Origin of the sequence: Massiliimalia massiliensis (assembly GCF_900155615.1) — a bacterium.
Classification (GTDB): domain Bacteria; phylum Bacillota; class Clostridia; order Oscillospirales; family Ruminococcaceae; genus Massiliimalia; species Massiliimalia massiliensis.
The window spans coordinates 751,829-766,484 of sequence record NZ_FUHT01000004.1 but is presented as its reverse complement, the minus strand read 5'-3'; the positions used below and the strand labels follow the sequence as shown (position 1 = coordinate 766,484).

Here is a 14,656-nt window from a genome sequence, read left to right as displayed (position 1 = left end):
ATGACAGCACTCTTTGGACCTGCAGGAAATTCCCAGAGCTTCCAGGAAATGGGCTATAAGAAAACGATCCAGGTGCCGGAATATTTGTCCCGGTTGGGGCTGGACATCTATGAATACCAATGCGGACATGGCGTCAGAATTTCTGAAGCTGCCGCCAAGGCGTTTGGAGAGGAAGCACAAAAACGGGGAATTCTCCTGTCCGTACATTCTCCGTATTATATCTCCCTTTCCAGCGTAGAAGCGGAGAAACGTGACAAAAGCATCGAATATATTATGCAGACAGCGGCGGCAGCTCACGCGATGGGCGCCGACCGGATTGTAATCCATTCCGGCTCCTGTGCGAAAATCAGCCGCGATGAGGCACTGGCGCTTGCCAAGGATACCCTGAAACGAGCCCAGCATCGGTTGGACGAGCAGGGGATGGGAGAAATCCATCTCTGCCCGGAAACGATGGGAAAATTTAATCAGTTGGGCGATCTGGAGGAGGTTCTGGAGCTTTGCAGCGCAGAGGAACGGTTTCTGCCCTGCATAGATTTTGGACATCTCAATGCCCGTACCTTAGGTCAGGTTAACCAGCCGGAAGCATTTTCCCATATCCTGTACCAGATGGAAAATAAACTCGGCAGGGAGCGGGCGATGCAGTTCCATTCCCATTTTTCCAAGATAGAATATACAGAAAAGGGCGGGGAAAAGCGGCATCTTACCTTTGACGATCAGCAGTATGGCCCAAATTTTGAACCGCTGGGAGAGCTTTTGGCGGAGCGCGGATATACACCGCGTGTGATTTGTGAATCAGCAGGAACACAGGCGGAGGACGCAAGGGTCATGAAAGAGATTTATCAGGGATTTTTAAATCAGAAATAGAGATGGGGCGGATGAATTATGATGATCAGCAGAAGCCTGGGACTAAAAAAGAAAATCTTAGTTATTCATGGAGCAAATGTCAATATGCTGGGGGAACGCGAAACCGGGATTTATGGGAAAGAAACCCTTGACAGCATAAACCGTCAGATTGCGGAGTATGCTCAGTCGCTCAATCTGGAATGTGAGATCTATCATTCCAATATTGAAGGGGAAATCATTACAAAGATTCAGGAGGCAAAAGACCGCTTTGATGGAATTGCCCTGAATGCCGGCGCCTATACCCATTACAGCTATGCGATCCGGGATGCGATTTCAGCCGTAAGAATCCCGACGGTAGAAGTGCATATGAGCAATATTCAAAACCGTGAAGAGTTTCGGAAGAAATCTGTTTTGGCGGATGTCTGCGTGGGACAGATTTCCGGGTTTGGGAAATACAGCTATTTCCTTGCTTTGGACGGATTATCAAAAATGTTGTAACCACCGAGAGGAGCGTTTAAAATGGATCGGATAGAAGAACTGAAACGATTATATTTTCCTGGAAAATCAGACGCACTGCTGATTACAGCGCCGGTAAACCGGCGTTATTTGCTGGATTTCCCGTCGTCTGCCGGCACACTGCTTATCCTGCCGGAAAGCCAGTACTTTATCATTGATTTCCGCTATTTCGAAAAGGCGCGGGAGGTAGTGAAAAACTGTACGGTACTCCTTCAGGATCAGCTTTATCATCAGATCAATGAAATTTTTTCTCAGAATCATGTCCGTACAGTCGGCCTGGAGGATCATTCCGTTACCCTGCATGCTCTTGCCGTTTATCGTGAAAAGCTTTCGGCTGTCCCGGTTGAGGGAAGCGGACTGAGCGAGCTGCTTGAGGAAATGCGTTATACCAAAAGTGATGAAGAACTGGCAAGACTTGAAAAGGCGCAGCAGATTACCGATCAGGCCTTTACGGAAATTTTATCTTATCTTCGTCCCGGGATCAGTGAGAAAGAGATTGCGCTGGAGCTGGAATACCGGATGAAGCGCCTGGGCGCGGATGGTCTCTCCTTTGATACGATTGCGGTAGCGGGAAAAAACTCCTCGCTTCCGCACGGCGTGCCATCGGATTATCGGGTGCAGAACGGTGATTTCATCACAATGGATTTCGGCGCGCTGCTCGACGGATACCACGCGGATATGACCCGAACCGTTGCGTTGGGGGAAATCTCCGCAGAGCAGAAAAAGGTATATCATACCGTAAGAGAGGCGCAGCAGATTGCGTTGGATATGATTAAGGCCGGGCTTTGCTGCTACGACATTGACAAGGCCGCGAGAGATTTCATTTATAGCAGCGGCTACGAGGGCTGTTTTGGGCATGGGCTTGGACACAGCGTCGGGCTGGAAATTCACGAGGAACCGCGTTTTTCACCGGCCTGCCATACAATACTGCAGGAGGGGATGGTGCTTTCGGTAGAACCGGGCGTCTACCTGCCGGGAAAATTCGGCGTTAGAATCGAAGACCTTGTGATTATCGAGAAAGATGGGATACGCGATCTGACAAAAAGCCGAAAAGATTTGATCTGTCTATAGGAAATATAGTTTTTTCGTGAAAAAACAGATGTTTCCTGCCATTTTTTAAAATTAGTACTTGAAAAAAGGCGGAAGATACGGTAAACTAATAATGATAAGATGGAAGAAATGTGGAATAGCATTTTAGTTCATTGAGAAAAAGTTGGAGGTACAATATGATTTCAGCAGGCGATTTTAGAAATGGTGTCACTTTTGATGATAATGGGAATGTGTTTCAGATTATTGAATTCCAGCATGTAAAACCGGGAAAAGGGGCGGCTTTTGTCCGCACAAAACTGAGAAATGTATTAACCGGCTCTGTGACTGACAGAACCTTTAATCCGACGGATAAATTCCCGAAAGCATTTATTGAACGGAAAGATATGGAATATTCCTATCAGGATGAAAGCCTTTACTACTTCATGGATCTGGAAACCTATGATCTGGTTCCGATCAATGAAGAGCTTCTCGGCGATGCCTTTAAATTTGTTAAGGAAAATATGGTATGTAAAATTCTGTCCTACAAGGGCACAATTTTCGGTATTGAACCGCCGAACTTTGTAGAGCTCCAGGTTACTGAAACCGATCCGGGCTTTAAGGGTGATACCGCGACCAATGCGACTAAACCGGCTGTCCTGGAAACCGGCGCGGAAATCAAGGTTCCGCTTTTCATTGAAGAAGGGGAAATGATCCGTATCGACACCCGCACAGGGGAATATATGGAAAGAGCATAAGATCACACCTTTTGGCATATCATAAATATAAAACCACATCGCGTCCTGGATTTTGGGATGCAGTAAGGCAGGTATAGAATGGATAAAATGGATGTAGCAAGAAAAGCCGCGTATTTGCAGGGTCTGGCAAAAGGTCTGGAAATTGACGGAACTACCAAAGAGGGAAAACTGCTTCTGGCTCTGGTAAGCGCGTTTGGCGACTTGGCGGAAGAGGTTTCCGATATTGAAGAAGCCTGGGAAGAGCTGGACGAGGCTATTGATGCTCTGGATGAAGACCTTCAGGCGCTGGAAGATGATTTTTATAGCTTTGAAGAGTTTGATGACGACGAGGAATGCGATTGCTGTGATTGTGACGATGACGAGGAATTGTACGAGGTCACCTGTCCGGAATGCGGCGAAACCGTTTGTCTGGATGCCGATATGCTGGACGAGGGTTCTATGAACTGCCCGAACTGCGACAATTTATTGGAGTTTATCAATCCCGAAGAATTAGATGAGCTTCTGGAATCCGAGGATGACGAAGAAAAAGACGGCGAATAAAATAGTTAGCTGAATAAAGTCTGTTTCAGGGCGGAGTGAAATTCTCCACCGGCGGTAATGGGAAGAGATTCCTTAGTCCGCGAGCAAAACAAGTTTCCAATTGACAGCAAGTATTCTGTTTGGAAGCGAGTTGCAGATCCGGTGTGATTCCGGAACCGACGGTATAGTCCGGATGAAAGAAACAAAACTTTGTGGAAGTTCCTTTCGCAAAAGTGCGCCCTCGAACGTTTGTTCAAGGGCGTTTTTTGTGTTGGCCGCTTCCATAAGGCTGCACACCCCGACAGACCTTCAGAATATAAAAATTATTTCTTGGAGGTATTTCTATGCAACAGAAATCAACAGAAAAAACACGTTTCATCACATTGGTGGGGATGCTCAGCGCATTAGCGACCGTCCTCTATTACATTGGAGAAGTTCCAATGCCTTTTGCGGCCAATCTCAAAATTGGTTTTTCTGACCTTCCTGCTTTAATCGGCGCGATTGTCGCCGGCCCATGGGCTGGGGTTGCAGTAGAGGTTGTAAAAAACATCCTGCATCTGTTCCGGACAGATTCCTTTGGAATTGGAGAGATAGCAAACTGTGTCGTAGGAATTGGCATGGTAGTGCCATTCTCCCTGCTGTTTCGGAAGCTGAAGGAAAAGCATAATCTTTATCTGGCCTATTTCCTGGCTTCGCTGGGCAGTCTTGTCGGGATTGTGATATCCGGTTTGATCATCAATGCAATTGTTTATCCAATCTTTGTTGCCCTGATTGGCGGAATCATTGAGTCCCCGGCAGCTTTCTTGATTTATCTGGGCGGTACTGTTATTACCAACCTGATTAAATGGGTGGTTACACTGGTTCCGATTGCATTTTTTGTAAAGCTGCTGCTCAAAATCAGAGTATTCGCTCACGCATAAAACAGAACAAAGCTAAAAGCGCCGCATACAGCTTATATGCGGCGCTTTTAGCTTTGCTACAGAATCCTTTGGTATTTATCATAACGCCTGTTACAGCGCCGATTTCAAGGGGTTAGAAACTGGTGTGCATCAGGTGTTTCATAGATAAAAAACCAGTATGAAAAACATCATACTGGTTTTAGAGGCTCTATTTGGAACGCTTTTGCCCTGAACGGCGGTTTACTTCCCTGGAACGTTTCATGTCAGAAATCTTTTCATCGCTGCTCTGCATGAATTTGCTCAGCATATCTTCAAAGGTCGGAGAACCAGACTTCTGCATCGGGCGCTGATAATTTGTCGGGGCAGAAGGGGAGCGGCGTTCACCGCTGCCTTGATTTCGGTTATTATTAAAACGCGGACGGTTGTTTCCCTGCTGGGGTCTGTCTGCTCTGTCTTTGGAAAATTCCCGGCGCTGCTGCGGCATTGCTTTTTTAATGGAAAGACTGATTTTCTTATCGTCGTTGATAGCTAGAATTTTAACGGTAACAGTCTGCCCAACCTGCAAATGATCTGAAATATCATTGACATAGGTTGGCGCGACCTCGGATATATGTACCATTCCGACCTCGCCGGATTCCAATTCTACGAATGCTCCAAATTTTGTAATACCGGTTACTTTGCCTTCTGTGATTTTACCTACCTCAAGCTGCATAAATGAATTTTTTCCTCCTGTTTATAAAACGCTGTTTCCGTCATGAAAACAGTTTAATAACTAGTTGCCCGATATGTCCACATACACGCGTTCGTCCGGATAAACCAGACCCAATTTTTCCTTTGCGATTTTAATAATATATTCTGCGTCCGCGCCGTTGTCGATGAGATCCTGAAGCTCCTTATTGATGGTTTCCTTATCAACAATCTGTGCCTGCAGCTCAACCGTTTCCTGACGTTTCGCTTTGATATCATTACCAATTAAAATCAGGGAGATAACAACGTAGATTGTAAAGACAAGCAGAGCTACCGCAACGATGATCCCTTTGAGTCCTCTGGCTTTGCTTTTCGATGCCATAGAAATACTCCGCCCTTTCTTTTATCGTTTCCCTTATTATACACTATGCGCTTACCTTTTTTCAAGGGGAAAAACCGTTTTCCACAAATATTTTTCAAATGTTTTTTCATAAAGAGGAATAATTTCTTGATTTGACAGAAAAGCCACTGTATTAATCGGATGATAGGTGAAAAAATCTTTTTGAGAAGGCGGATGATCTGATGGGTCAGCCAGAGGACAATCCGGCTCACCGACTGGAAATACAGCCAGATTCCCAGGAGCTCTCCGGCTATTAGATAAATCCTGAGCTGTCCGTGGTTGGTAGCGACAAGAAACAGAAAGGTAAACAAAGTAGCGGTGAAAAAAAAGAGAAGATCTTGAAAAAAGGTGAAGATCTTGCCGCTTGGAATGAATTGACGGAACACGCGAAAACAGTCGTAGATGATCCCAAGAATCACGCCCAAAAGGCAGGCCTGGAAAAATAGCATCAACAATCAGCCTTTCTTTAGTTTATGGTTTAAAGAAATGGCCAAATAATCCGCCCGTTCCTTTTTTGATGACCGGATCAGAATAGCTGAAATCTGAGATTGTTCCGTCCATGATCAGCTCGCCTGTTTCAACGTTTGACTTTGTGATATGCAAATCCGTTCCGTGGATTGTCAGCTCACCCATCGATGTAATCAGGACAACAAGGTTTTCGTCAAAGCTCTCAATATTTTCTACTCCGGAAACAGTCAGGTTTTTCCGGCCTTCCAGAATTATCTGATGGGGAAGCCCGATTTGGCTTTTTTCTTCGATCATATCTGCGACCATCCTTTTTCTAAGATAAGATAGTATCAGTATATGCACAAATTGAACTAAACAGAAGGGAAGTGCGGCAAATGCGGGAAAAGGAACAAAAGGGATAGCCTAAGTATAGGCTATCCCTTTTACTCTATAATCTCATAGTTGCTGGCGGCAGTTTCCTTTGTGGTATGCTCTGACAGGCCCGTCACCTTTGCTTTCAAGGTTTTGGAACCAAGGTTTATTTCTATCACGTCGTCCAATTTCACCTGATAGGAGGCCTTTGCGACCGTCCCGTTGACGGTAATGCGTCCCGCGTCGCAGGCTTCATTGGCAATTGTCCGCCGCTTGATCAAGCGGGTTAGCTTCAGGTATTTGTCTAATCTCACAGTCGTTACTCCTTTTCATCAAATAAAAAAAGCCGACATTTGCTGTCGGCCTTTTCGCACTAAAACTTATTTTACTAAATCTTTTAATGCTTTACCAGCTTTGAAAGCAGGAACTTTGGTAGCCGGGATTTTAATGGTCTTACCGGTAGCCGGATTGATACCATCTCTAGCGGCACGATCTCTTACTTCAAAAGTACCAAAGCCAACAAGCTGTACTTTGTCGCCGTCTTTCAGGCTGTTAGAAATCGCTTCTACGGTTGCATTTACAGCTTTTTCCGCATCTTTTTTGCTTAATTCAGCTTTTTCAGCTACAGCAGCAATCAATTCAGTTTTTGTCATGTGTTTGACCTCCATCATTTTTTTGAATCAATAAAACTATTGTTTATTAATTACCTGATTTTTTTGCACAGTTCCATAGGGCGTTTAAAGTGTCCATGCCAGCGGAACCGATGTCAATATCCTGTGCGATTGCGTTCCGCTCAATATCTCTAAATCTATTTATAAACTTTTCTGTAGAATTTGTCAAGCTTTTTTCGGCATCAATTTTAAAAAAGCGCGAAATATTCACACAACTGAACAGAACGTCTCCGATTTCCTCATCAATATTGGAAATATCTTCCTTATCAAGCGCCTGTTTCAGCTCTTCCACCTCGCTTTGCAGGTCTGTAAGTGCTTCCTGTACGTTATTGTAGTCAAAGCCGGCGCGTTTGGCACGATGCTGAACCTTTTCGCTGCGCATCAAAGCCGGAAGTACTTTGGGTACCTGTTCCAGAGTTTCGGTATAGGACGCCTGATGCTTTTCCTCTTTTTTGATTGCATCCCAGTTTCTCAGGACTTTGTCAGCCGTATCTGCCTCAACGTCCGAGAAGATATGCGGGTGGCGGTGGATCAGCTTTTTGCAGATTCCGGTTACCACATCGTCAAAGGCAAAGCCTCCGGCTTCCTCCTCCATCCTGGTATGGAAAACAACCTGGAGCAGCACATCGCCCAGTTCCTCCTGCAGATGCTCTGGGCTATTCTCGTCAATCGCCTCCAGCACCTCGTAGGTTTCCTCTAGGAAATTTTTTCGGATCGTATGATGGTCCTGTTCCCGGTCCCATGGACAGCCATTTTCACCGCGTAAAATTACCATGATATTTAAAAGGTCATCCATAGTATATTTTTCTTTCTGCTCAAAATCTACCATTCTTATCTTTACGCTCCTTTATTTGTTTATTCCTTTTTATCTAAAAATTTTACAGAAGATGGATTCTTTCCAAAATCCCTGCAATTTTATTTCCTTTTGGCATCATCAGGATGTCTTCTTTCGGGATTGCACGGATCAGCAGGATAACAACCAGATAGACCACTCCGGCTGCGGCGACTGCCAGCAGGGTAATAATTTTGCCGTCAGAAATTTTGGCGACCAGGTAAGCTGTTCCGCCGCAGAGAAGGGCCGCAATCAGCGGCTTCCCGAATATTTTAAAATAGTTGAAGCTGATTCCGGTTATCTTTGTCAGCCAGATCAGGCAGAGCAGTACAATTACAAAATAGCACAGGAACGAACCGATGGCCGCGCCTTTTACATTGACGGTAGGGAAGCCCACCACAATAAAATTGGTGGTAATTTTAATGACAGCGCCCACCAGGATAAATTTGAGCGGGAGGTCGAACCGCCCGATTCCCTGGAGAATCGCGTAGATGGGAGTGGTAAACGCAAGGAAGATAGCCGCAATGCCAAGAAGTCTCAGCGAATCCGGTGTAGCTGCAACCAAGCCCGGCTTGGAGCCGTGGAACAGCTCAATAATCTGGGTAGAGAGCACGCTGATCCCAATTCCTGCCGGAAAGGCAATCAGTGCGGTCATCCGCAGAATCGATTCCGTATTTACCTTTAACGCCTTAAAGTTTCGGTCTACCCACGCGGCCGTTACATTCGGCAGGGCGCTTTTTCCAAAGAGAGTAGTAAAGGCGGAAACAAGGCTGAAATAGGTCAGCGCTGTGGTATATGTCCCATAAAGGAAGGTGTGCATTTCCTGCCCGGCGCCCAGATATTGCCCGTATAACTGGTCAAAATAATCCTTGTTAGCCACATAGGTGCTCTGGAGACGGTTGGAAATGGTCATTACGTCAATCAGGTTCGTAAGATTGATCGCTACAGCGCTCAGGGTAATCGGGAGCGCCGTTTTTACAAGCGTAAAGATGATCGCCTTGGAACGAACCGGAGCAGGAGACTCCCGAAGCTCCTGTCTAGTGAAGCCGTCACCGGAACGCTTGAACCGGATAAACATGTATAAAAATCCGGCTAGGGTGCTGACGCTGATCCCCAGCATAGCGCCGGCGGCAGCCAGCGGGAGGGAGACGGAAACAGCATCTGCCTCCGTAGAAACCTTCGTGCCGAAAACCATCCCGGTATCATGGAACTGTCCCTTTGCATAAGCGATCACCGCATAGGCAAATAATAATCCCAGGATCAGCTTAAAGATTACCTCTACCACCTGTGACACCGCAGTCGGCGTCATATTCCGAAGCCCCTCATAGTAGCCTCGGTAAGAAGCCATCATGCAGCTAAAGATAATCGCAGGCGCCATCGCAATGATTGCAAAACGCGCGTTTTCCATCTCCATAATATTGGAGAAGCCTTTGGAAAAGAATACCATCAAAAAAGCGCCCAAAAGCCCCAGGGAAATAAAGATCATCTGGGCCATCCGCAGCACCTTTCTGCAATCCCGGTATCTTCCCTTGGTTGCACAGGCGGCAACCATACGGGCTACAGCGGAAGCAAGCCCTGTAACCGTCAGGGCATAAATAGTAGTAAACAACTGATATGACGAGTTAAAATACGCCATACCAGTTGCATCCAATACATTCGTTAACGGTATTTTAAAAACGGCGCCAATGACCTTGACGATAATCATTGAAACCATTAGAATCGACGCACCCTGAATAAAATTCTGTTTCTTTGTGTTACCCAAATAAAACACTCCCGAATCTTTTATAATCAGATTTTACCTTTATCGATATATTATATATTACCATTTTTTTGTATTCATTACAACAATTTTCATAATATCTTCAAAATCACTTATTGGTTCATTCAAAAATATGGGAAGCATTCAAATTTTTTCCAATTCTAAAAGCTTTGTGAATGATCTGTTAAACATTGCAGTATCGGTTGCATTCAAAAACAAAAAGAGTTATTATTAATTAGTCGACTAATCATTTTTGCGGAATAGGAGGAAACCATGAAATACGAAGAATCAATGATGGCGAGCTTCGGTAAGGTTGTGCGGCTGCATTTTATCAGGACGCACGCTATGATGGAAAAAATCGGACTTTATCCAGGGCAGCATCCTCTTTTGTTTATCCTTCGGGAGGAGCCGGACGGCTTGAGCCAGAAGGAAATTGCCGCGCGGATGTCGGTAAAGCCGGCGACCATTGCGGTCATGATCCAAAGGATGGAGAAAAGCGGATACGTCGTCAGAAAGCATGACGAAACAGACCGTCGGGTTTCCCGTGTATTTATCACAGATTCCGGAAGAAAGATTGTTGATCAGCTTGCAAAAGACCGTATCCAGCTAGAAGAGGAGTGCTTCCAGGGCTTTTCAGAGCAGGAGATGGCGCAGTTTCAGGCCATGCTGGACCGGGTTGCGAAAAATTTGCAGGCAGTAACCGGACTGGAGCAGACGAAAGCAGTCCGAGAGCACAGAATTCATTCTGGTAGAGGAGGAAGAAAATGTCACAGCTAGGTAAGCTGCTAAAGCATTATGCCGGTTGGCTGGCGCTGATTTTAGTCTTGCTGGTTGTGCAGGCGTTTTGTGATCTGGCATTGCCGGATTACACTTCTAATATAGTCAACGTCGGCATCCAGCAGGGCGGAGTAGAAAGCGCCGCCCCGGAGGAAATTAGAGCTTCGGAATTTCAAAAAATTATTACTTTAACTTCAAAGGAAAACCAGGAACTGATAAAAGAAAGCTACTATCTGACCGAGGACGGGAAAGAAATCTCCTGGGATCAGAGCTTTGAGCAAATCACTTCGGATGACCGTTATCACTTTGTTCTGAAAGGAAGCGCTGATCTTGAAAGGCTAGAGCCGGTGATCGGCAGATCGATCATGGCGGTGTCTATGATCGACAGTGACAGCGAACAAGCCAAAGCCATGCAGTCCGCGATGCGGGAAAAGCTGCCGGAGGAAATGAAAAATATCCCGATGATGGATCTATTCCTGCAGCTCCCGGAAGAACAACTCGCACCAATTGTTTCCCAAATTGACGAACAGCTTCGTGAAGTGCCGGACAGCATCGTCTCGCAAAGCGCGATCAGCTATGTTAAAAACGAATACAGCGCAATCGGCAGAGACGTGGAACAGATCCAGAAAAACTATATCTGGATGACCGGGCTTAAGATGCTGGGCGTCGCCTTGGTTGCCATGGTATGTACCATCGCGGTCACATTCCTCGCCTCGAGGATTGCCGCAGGCTACAGCCGGGATCTCAGAAGCGGCGCCTTCAAAAAGGTTTTGAGCTTCTCGAGCAAGGAAATGGATCATTTTTCTACCGCGTCCCTGATTACGCGCTGTACCAATGATATCCAGCAGATTCAGATGCTGCTTGTCATGATGTGCAGAATGGTGTTTTACGCTCCGATTATCGGAATCGGTGCGCTCATCAAGCTCTCCAGCAAGGGCAGCTCCATGACCTGGGTAATCGGGCTGGCGGTAGTTGTCATCATGAGTATCGTACTGATGCTCTTTACCTTTGTCATGCCAAAATTCAAGGTTCTTCAGAAGATGGTGGATAAGGTCAACCTGATTGCGCGTGAAATCCTGACCGGCCTTCCGGTTATCCGCGCTTTTTCCACACAGAAGCATGAAGAAAAACGATTTGACGATGCAAACCGCGACCTGACCAAAACGAACCTGTTCGTCAACCGTGTCATGACCTGCATGATGCCGACCATGATGTTTGTGATGAACGGCGTTTCCGTTCTGATTATCTGGGTCGGAGCAGGGAAGGTGGACGCCGGAGTAATGCAGGTCGGAGACCTGATGGCGTTTATCCAGTATGCAATGCAGATTATTATGGCGTTCTTGATGATTTCCATGATGTCTATTATGCTTCCGAGAGCCTGGGTATCTGTGCGCCGCCTCGGTGAGATTTACAGTGAGCCGCTCTCCATTCATGATCCGGAAACACCGCAGCAGCCTATGGAAGAGAAAAAAGGATGGGTCGAGTTTAAAAATGTATCCTTCCGGTATCCCAATGCGGAGGAGGATGTTTTAAGTAATATCACCTTTACCGCAAAGCCGGGAGAGACTGTCGCGCTGATCGGTTCGACTGGTTCCGGGAAATCCACCCTTCTCAATCTGATTCCGCGCTTCTTTGACGTTACAGAAGGAGAGCTTTTGGTGGACGGTGTAGATGTCCGTGAGCTTTCCCAGCATGAGCTGCGTGCAAAGCTCGGGTATGTTCCGCAGAAGGCGGTGCTTTTCAGCGGAACAATTCGTTCCAATATCAGCTATGGCAATGAGCAAGCAACGGATGAAGAGGTAGTCAAAGCCGCCGAAATCGCCCAGTCTGCAGAATTTATTGACGAAAAGCCGGAAGGCTATGACAGTGCTATTTCCCAGGGAGGCGGAAATGTCTCCGGCGGCCAAAAACAACGGCTTTCCATTGCCCGGGCGATTGCCACCAAGCCGGAAATCTATCTTTTTGACGACAGCTTTTCCGCGCTTGACTTTAAAACGGACGTTACCCTGCGCAAAGCACTCCGTACCGCGACAAAGGACAGCACAATCCTGATTGTCGCGCAAAGAATCAGCACCGTTATCAATGCAGATCAAATCCTTGTGCTGGACGAGGGCAGAATCGTCGGCAAAGGAACGCATAAAGAACTGCTGAAAAACTGCGAGGTTTACCAGCAAATTGCATTATCACAGCTTTCAAAGGAGGAATTGGATCATGAGTAACCAATCGAAACCGGCTAGACGGCCTCGTGGTCCGATGGGACACGGACCAATGGGAGCGGGTGAAAAGGCAAAGAATTTTAAGGGCACCATGAAGCAGCTCTGGAAATATCTATCCCGTTATTGGGTAGCACTGCTGTTTACCGTATTGTTTGCGATTGGAAGCACAGTCTTTGCCATTGTCGGTCCCAAAATCCTGGGGAACGCTACAACCGAACTGTTCAACGGTTTGATGAGCAAAATTACCGGCGGCGCGGGAATTGACTTTGATGCGATCACAAAAATCCTGCTTTTCCTGATCTGCCTGTATATCATCAGCGCGGTATTTTCCTATATCCAGGGATGGCTGATGACCGGCGTATCCCAGAAGCTGACCTATCAGCTCAGGAAACAGATTTCAGAGAAGATCGGCCGGATGCCGATGAGCTTTTTTGAAACAAAAAATCATGGTGAAATCCTTTCGATCATCACCAACGACGTTGATACCCTTTCTATGAGCCTGAACCAGAGCGCCACGCAGCTTATTACTTCCATTGTAACGGTAATCGGCGTACTCGTCATGATGCTGTCCATTGACTGGCTGATGACCCTGATTGCGCTGTTTATCCTTCCGGTCTCTACTATTATTGTTTCGCTGATTGTCAAGCGCTCACAGAAATACTTTAAGGCGCAGCAGGATTATCTGGGACATGTAAACGGGCAGGTAGAAGAGGTGTTCGGCGGCCATTCCGTCGTTAGGGTTTTTAATGCGGAACAGAAGGTTACCGAACAGTTCGAGGAAGATAATGAAACACTCTATAAATCCGCCTGGAAATCCCAGTTTCTTTCCGGACTGATGCAGCCGATTATGAACTTTATCGGCAATCTCGGTTATGTTGCGGTTGCAATTGTCGGAGGCTACTTTGCTATCTCCGGAAGAATTACAGTCGGAAATATCCAGTCCTTCATCCAGTATACCCGCAACTTTACCCAGCCGATTACCCAGCTCGCGCAGGTTTCCAATATGCTGCAGTCCACTGCTGCCGCTGCCGAACGCGTATTCGAATTCCTGGATGAAGCGGAAGAGGATCAAACGGTAGAAAACCCAGTTCATATCGACAACCTAAAAGGAAGCGTTGCCTTTCAGGACGTTCGCTTCGGATACAGTCCCGACAAAATCATTATCAATGATTTCAGCGCTGAGGTCAGTCCGGGGCAGAAGATTGCAATTGTCGGGCCGACCGGCGCGGGTAAAACTACTATGATTAAGCTTCTGATGCGCTTTTATGACGTCAACAGCGGTGCGATTTTAGTAGACGGCCACGATGTAAGGCGGTTTAACCGGGATGAGCTGAGAGATATGTTTGGGATGGTACTTCAGGATACCTGGCTGTTCAACGGAACTATTATGGAAAATATCCGGTATGGCCGGCTTGACGCGACAGATGAAGAGGTGATTGCCGCTGCAAAGGCAGCGCATGCACATCACTTTATCCAAACCCTGCCCGGCGGATACCAGATGGTACTGAATGAAGAGGCCAGCAATGTTTCCCAGGGACAGAAACAGCTTCTGACAATCGCAAGAGCAATTCTGGCGGATCCGAAAATCCTGATTCTTGATGAGGCAACCAGCTCGGTGGATACCCGGACGGAAACCAGAATTCAAAAGGCAATGGATAACCTGATGAAGGGCAGAACCAGCTTTGTGATTGCCCACCGCCTGTCTACCATCCGGGATGCGAACCTGATCCTTGTTATGCGTGACGGGGATATCGTCGAACAGGGAACACACGACGACCTGATCCGTTTGGGCGGATTTTACGCGTCGCTGTATAATTCCCAGTTTGAACGGGCGGAGGCATAATTTATCATGCCAAATGAAGGAACCGGCGGAAAAATATTCCGCCGGTTCCTTTCTGTAATAAAAATCGTGAGAAGCAGTCGGCTTCTCACGA

At 46.6% G+C, this 14,656-nt stretch carries 17 protein-coding genes and 1 riboswitch; of the genes, 9 read left to right on the top strand and 8 right to left on the bottom strand.

The window, feature by feature from the left end; all coding sequences use genetic code 11:
- The 6 genes from CZ360_RS12260 to CZ360_RS12235 all read left to right on the top strand — a co-directional run bounded on the left by CZ360_RS12260 (position 1) and on the right by CZ360_RS12235 (position 4,582).
- Complete coding sequence (locus CZ360_RS12260) at positions 1-864, top strand: TIM barrel protein (protein ID WP_077534493.1); 864 nt, start codon at positions 1-3, stop codon at positions 862-864.
- Between the two features lie 18 nt (positions 865-882).
- Positions 883-1,341 carry a type II 3-dehydroquinate dehydratase gene (aroQ, locus tag CZ360_RS12255; RefSeq protein WP_229408054.1) on the top strand — a complete coding sequence of 153 codons (459 nt, stop codon included), beginning with the start codon at positions 883-885 and terminating at the stop codon, positions 1,339-1,341.
- 21 nt (positions 1,342-1,362) lie between these two features.
- A complete protein-coding gene (locus CZ360_RS12250; RefSeq protein ID WP_077534491.1) occupies positions 1,363-2,430 on the top strand; it encodes a M24 family metallopeptidase in 1,068 nt (355 codons plus the stop codon).
- A gap of 155 nt (positions 2,431-2,585) precedes the next feature.
- Positions 2,586-3,143, top strand: coding sequence for an elongation factor P (gene efp, locus CZ360_RS12245; RefSeq protein WP_077534489.1), 558 nt, complete (start codon positions 2,586-2,588; stop codon positions 3,141-3,143).
- A gap of 78 nt (positions 3,144-3,221) precedes the next feature.
- Entirely contained in the window at positions 3,222-3,683 is a 462-nt protein-coding gene (locus tag CZ360_RS12240) for a CD1247 N-terminal domain-containing protein (RefSeq protein ID WP_229408053.1), read from the top strand.
- Between the two features lie 17 nt (positions 3,684-3,700).
- Positions 3,701-3,871: riboswitch (FMN riboswitch) on the top strand.
- 135 nt (positions 3,872-4,006) lie between these two features.
- Positions 4,007-4,582, top strand: coding sequence for an ECF transporter S component (locus tag CZ360_RS12235; protein ID WP_077534487.1), 576 nt, complete (start codon positions 4,007-4,009; stop codon positions 4,580-4,582).
- 187 nt (positions 4,583-4,769) lie between these two features.
- Here the strand turns inward: CZ360_RS12235 and CZ360_RS12230 are convergent, their stop codons facing one another.
- The 8 genes from CZ360_RS12230 to CZ360_RS12195 form a co-directional block, all read right to left on the bottom strand.
- The gene (locus tag CZ360_RS12230; RefSeq protein ID WP_077534485.1) at positions 4,770-5,273 is read right to left on the bottom strand and encodes a S1 RNA-binding domain-containing protein; all 504 of its coding nucleotides are present in this window, start codon (positions 5,271-5,273) and stop codon (positions 4,770-4,772) included.
- A 60-nt stretch (positions 5,274-5,333) separates the two neighbouring features.
- Positions 5,334-5,630: an FtsB family cell division protein gene (locus CZ360_RS12225; RefSeq protein ID WP_077534483.1), complete on the bottom strand. Its 297-nt coding sequence runs from the start codon at positions 5,628-5,630 to the stop codon at positions 5,334-5,336.
- Positions 5,579-6,097, bottom strand: a complete 519-nt coding sequence (gene yabQ / locus CZ360_RS14410; protein ID WP_077534482.1) for a spore cortex biosynthesis protein YabQ — start codon at positions 6,095-6,097, stop codon at positions 5,579-5,581. Before yabQ ends, CZ360_RS12225 begins: the two co-directional genes overlap by 52 nt.
- A gap of 22 nt (positions 6,098-6,119) precedes the next feature.
- Complete coding sequence (locus tag CZ360_RS12215) at positions 6,120-6,410, bottom strand: YabP/YqfC family sporulation protein (protein ID WP_143530248.1); 291 nt, start codon at positions 6,408-6,410, stop codon at positions 6,120-6,122.
- A gap of 128 nt (positions 6,411-6,538) precedes the next feature.
- Positions 6,539-6,781, bottom strand: a complete 243-nt coding sequence (locus CZ360_RS12210) for an RNA-binding S4 domain-containing protein (RefSeq protein WP_077534478.1) — start codon at positions 6,779-6,781, stop codon at positions 6,539-6,541.
- A 66-nt stretch (positions 6,782-6,847) separates the two neighbouring features.
- Positions 6,848-7,135 (bottom strand): HU family DNA-binding protein, encoded by a 288-nt coding sequence (locus CZ360_RS12205; protein ID WP_267872692.1) that lies wholly within the window; start codon positions 7,133-7,135, stop codon positions 6,848-6,850.
- 31 nt (positions 7,136-7,166) lie between these two features.
- A complete protein-coding gene (gene mazG, locus CZ360_RS12200; protein WP_077534475.1) occupies positions 7,167-7,967 on the bottom strand; it encodes a nucleoside triphosphate pyrophosphohydrolase in 801 nt (266 codons plus the stop codon).
- 49 nt (positions 7,968-8,016) lie between these two features.
- Positions 8,017-9,732 (bottom strand): putative polysaccharide biosynthesis protein, encoded by a 1,716-nt coding sequence (locus CZ360_RS12195; RefSeq protein WP_143530247.1) that lies wholly within the window; start codon positions 9,730-9,732, stop codon positions 8,017-8,019.
- 270 nt (positions 9,733-10,002) lie between these two features.
- On the opposite strand from CZ360_RS12195, the gene CZ360_RS12190 reads away from it, so the two are divergent.
- From CZ360_RS12190 to CZ360_RS12180, 3 genes are read left to right on the top strand one after another with little or no spacing between them, the layout of a single operon-like run.
- Positions 10,003-10,506 (top strand): MarR family winged helix-turn-helix transcriptional regulator, encoded by a 504-nt coding sequence (locus CZ360_RS12190; RefSeq protein ID WP_077534472.1) that lies wholly within the window; start codon positions 10,003-10,005, stop codon positions 10,504-10,506.
- The gene (locus tag CZ360_RS12185; RefSeq protein WP_077534470.1) at positions 10,494-12,725 is read left to right on the top strand and encodes an ABC transporter ATP-binding protein; all 2,232 of its coding nucleotides are present in this window, start codon (positions 10,494-10,496) and stop codon (positions 12,723-12,725) included. The genes CZ360_RS12190 and CZ360_RS12185 overlap by 13 nt, the downstream gene beginning before the upstream one ends.
- Positions 12,718-14,565: an ABC transporter ATP-binding protein gene (locus tag CZ360_RS12180; protein ID WP_077534468.1), complete on the top strand. Its 1,848-nt coding sequence runs from the start codon at positions 12,718-12,720 to the stop codon at positions 14,563-14,565. The genes CZ360_RS12185 and CZ360_RS12180 overlap by 8 nt, the downstream gene beginning before the upstream one ends.
- Positions 14,566-14,656 lie beyond the last annotated feature (91 nt).

Coding starts and splice junctions, on each gene's coding strand:
- CZ360_RS12185 (WP_077534470.1), top strand. CDS start 10,494: ATGTCACAGCTAGGTAAGCTGCTAAAGCATTATGCCGGTTGGCTGGCG.
- CZ360_RS12215 (WP_143530248.1), bottom strand. CDS start 6,410: ATGATCGAAGAAAAAAGCCAAATCGGGCTTCCCCATCAGATAATTCTG.
- CZ360_RS12250 (WP_077534491.1), top strand. CDS start 1,363: ATGGATCGGATAGAAGAACTGAAACGATTATATTTTCCTGGAAAATCA.
- CZ360_RS12230 (WP_077534485.1), bottom strand. CDS start 5,273: ATGCAGCTTGAGGTAGGTAAAATCACAGAAGGCAAAGTAACCGGTATT.
- CZ360_RS12180 (WP_077534468.1), top strand. CDS start 12,718: ATGAGTAACCAATCGAAACCGGCTAGACGGCCTCGTGGTCCGATGGGA.
- efp (WP_077534489.1), top strand. CDS start 2,586: ATGATTTCAGCAGGCGATTTTAGAAATGGTGTCACTTTTGATGATAAT.
- aroQ (WP_229408054.1), top strand. CDS start 883: ATGATGATCAGCAGAAGCCTGGGACTAAAAAAGAAAATCTTAGTTATT.
- CZ360_RS12205 (WP_267872692.1), bottom strand. CDS start 7,135: ATGGAGGTCAAACACATGACAAAAACTGAATTGATTGCTGCTGTAGCT.
- CZ360_RS12235 (WP_077534487.1), top strand. CDS start 4,007: ATGCAACAGAAATCAACAGAAAAAACACGTTTCATCACATTGGTGGGG.
- CZ360_RS12225 (WP_077534483.1), bottom strand. CDS start 5,630: ATGGCATCGAAAAGCAAAGCCAGAGGACTCAAAGGGATCATCGTTGCG.
- mazG (WP_077534475.1), bottom strand. CDS start 7,967: ATGGTAGATTTTGAGCAGAAAGAAAAATATACTATGGATGACCTTTTA.
- CZ360_RS12260 (WP_077534493.1), top strand. CDS start 1: ATGACAGCACTCTTTGGACCTGCAGGAAATTCCCAGAGCTTCCAGGAA.
- CZ360_RS12240 (WP_229408053.1), top strand. CDS start 3,222: ATGGATAAAATGGATGTAGCAAGAAAAGCCGCGTATTTGCAGGGTCTG.
- yabQ (WP_077534482.1), bottom strand. CDS start 6,097: ATGCTATTTTTCCAGGCCTGCCTTTTGGGCGTGATTCTTGGGATCATC.
- CZ360_RS12190 (WP_077534472.1), top strand. CDS start 10,003: ATGAAATACGAAGAATCAATGATGGCGAGCTTCGGTAAGGTTGTGCGG.